Annotated in this window: 2 protein-coding genes; both read right to left on the bottom strand. The window is 71.7% G+C overall.

Annotation, left to right across the window (positions count from 1 at the left end; all coding sequences use genetic code 11):
* Positions 1-43: 43 nt before the first annotated feature.
* A complete protein-coding gene (locus tag FHE66_RS00475; RefSeq protein ID WP_139071038.1) occupies positions 44-664 on the bottom strand; it encodes an FMN reductase in 621 nt (206 codons plus the stop codon).
* An 11-nt stretch (positions 665-675) separates the two neighbouring features.
* Positions 676-1,863: an LLM class flavin-dependent oxidoreductase gene (locus FHE66_RS00470; RefSeq protein WP_139071037.1), complete on the bottom strand. Its 1,188-nt coding sequence runs from the start codon at positions 1,861-1,863 to the stop codon at positions 676-678.
* Positions 1,864-2,008: the final 145 nt, after the last annotated feature.

The raw sequence follows: 2,008 nt of genomic DNA, 5'->3' as shown, positions 1-2,008 counted from the left end.
CCGCGTGCCCCGGGCACAGGACCCGGGGCACGCGGCGCGACCGTCAGAGCCGGTCGAGGAGCGAGGCGAAGTCGGGGGTCGCGTCGAAGCCGTCGGCCGCCCCCGACCGCTCAGGGCGCGCGACCACCTTCTCGGCCAGCTCGACGCCGGCCCGGCGGATGCGCTCGGGCAGCGGGTTGACGTCGTCCGCCTCCCCCGCCCAGTCGTCGGTGGCGGCGAAGACCGCCGTGGTGACGGTGTCGGCGTGCAGGTAGGTGAACAGCGGCCGGATCGCGTACTCGGTGGCGAGGGAGTGGCGGGGCGTGCCGCCCGTCGCGCCGATGAGCACGGGCGTCCCCCGCAGCGCGTCCTTGTCCACGACGTCGACGAAGGACTTGAACAGCCCGGACGCGCTCGTCGTGAAGATCGGGGTGACGGCGATGACGCCGGCGGCCCGGGCGACCGTCTCCAGCGCCGTCCGCAGCTCCCCGGAGGGGAAGCCGGTGAGCATGGCGTCGGTGATCTCGTGGGCGAGGCTCCGCAGCTCGTAGGTGACGACCTCGGCGGTGACGCCTCGCTCGGCGAGCGCGTCGGTCGTCGCCTGCGCCAGCCGGTCGGCGAGCAGCCGGGTGGCGGACGGGCGGCCGAGACCGGCCGAGACGACGGCGATGGTGCGCGTGCTCATGTCTGCTCCTCTCACAGCCCGAATGCTGCGCCGCGGCCCGCGGGCTGCGCGACGTCGTCCTCGGCGGTGCGACCGGTCCAGCGGTCCTCCCCGGCCACGTGCTGGTCCTGGGCCGTGCCGGCGGCCCGCGCCTTGGCGACGCGCTCGGCGTGGCTCGGCGGGTCGGAGGGCACGTGCGCGGGACGCTTGGACTCGAGCTCGGCGCGCAGCGCCGGGACGATCTCCTCGGCGAGGATGTCGATCTGCTCGAGGACCGTCTTGAGCGGCAGACCGGCGTGGTCGATGAGGAAGAGCTGACGCTGGTAGTCCCCCACGACGTCGCGCATCGCGGCGTACCGGTCGATGACCTGCTGCGGGGAGCCCACGGTCAGCGGCGTCTCGCGGGTAAAGTCCTCCATCGTGGGCCCGTGGCCGTAGACCGGGGCCTTGTCGAAGTACGGGCGGAACTCGTTCCACGCGTCCTGGGAGTTCCTCCGTGCGAAGAACTGTCCGCCGAGGCCGACGATCGCCTGGTCGGCGCGGCCGTGGCCGTAGTGCTCGTAGCGCCGGCGGTAGTACTCGACCATCCGGGCCGTGTGCTCCATGGGCCAGAAGATGTTGTTGTGGAGGAAGCCGTCGCCGTAGTACGCGGCCTGCTCGGCGATCTCGGGGGTGCGGATGGACCCGTGCCACACGAAGGGCGCGACGCCGTCGAGCGGGCGGGGCGTGGCGGTGAAGCCCTGGAGCGGGGTACGGAACTTGCCCTGCCAGTCCACGACCTCCTCGTCCCACAGCCGACGCAGCAGCGCGTAGTTCTCGATGGCGAGGTTGACGCCCTGGCGGATGTCCTTGCCGAACCACGGGTAGACGGGGCCGGTGTTGCCGCGCCCCATCATGAGGTCCATCCGGCCGTTGCTGATGACCTGGAGCATCGCGTAGTCCTCCGCGATCTTCACCGGGTCGTTCGTCGTGATGAGCGTCGTCGCCGTGGACAGGACGATGTTCTTCGTCGTGCCGGCGAGGTAGCCGAGCAGCGTCGTCGGCGAGGAGGCGACGAAGGGCGGGTTGTGGTGCTCGCCGGTGGCGAAGACGTCGAGGCCGGCCTCGTCGGCGTGCTGCGCGATCGTGAGGATCGACCGCACGCGCTCGGTGTCGTCGGGCGTGCGCCCGGTCGTCGGGTCGGTCGTGACGTCACTGACCGTGAAGATTCCGAACTGCATGGTGGCGTCAGCTCCTCAGTCGATGCGTTTGCATGTACAGCCGTCCCAACCCGGTCACCCCTGGGTCTATTCCGCCGGCCCTGTGCGGTGGGCCACCGGGGGCAGAGACGAGGGCGCCGGGCGCGCATGGTCTCCCATGCTCGCC

The organism is Georgenia sp. 311 (assembly GCF_006151955.1).
GTDB lineage: Bacteria > Actinomycetota > Actinomycetes > Actinomycetales > Actinomycetaceae > Oceanitalea > Oceanitalea wutianyii.
Note: the sequence above shows the minus strand (reverse complement) of the source record. Positions and strands in the feature narration are given on the sequence as shown.

Bases quoted from the DNA above. Each gene is read 5' to 3' on its own strand.
- FHE66_RS00475 (WP_139071038.1), bottom strand. From the start codon at position 664: ATGAGCACGCGCACCATCGCCGTCGTCTCGGCCGGTCTCGGCCGCCCG.
- FHE66_RS00470 (WP_139071037.1), bottom strand. From the start codon at position 1,863: ATGCAGTTCGGAATCTTCACGGTCAGTGACGTCACGACCGACCCGACG.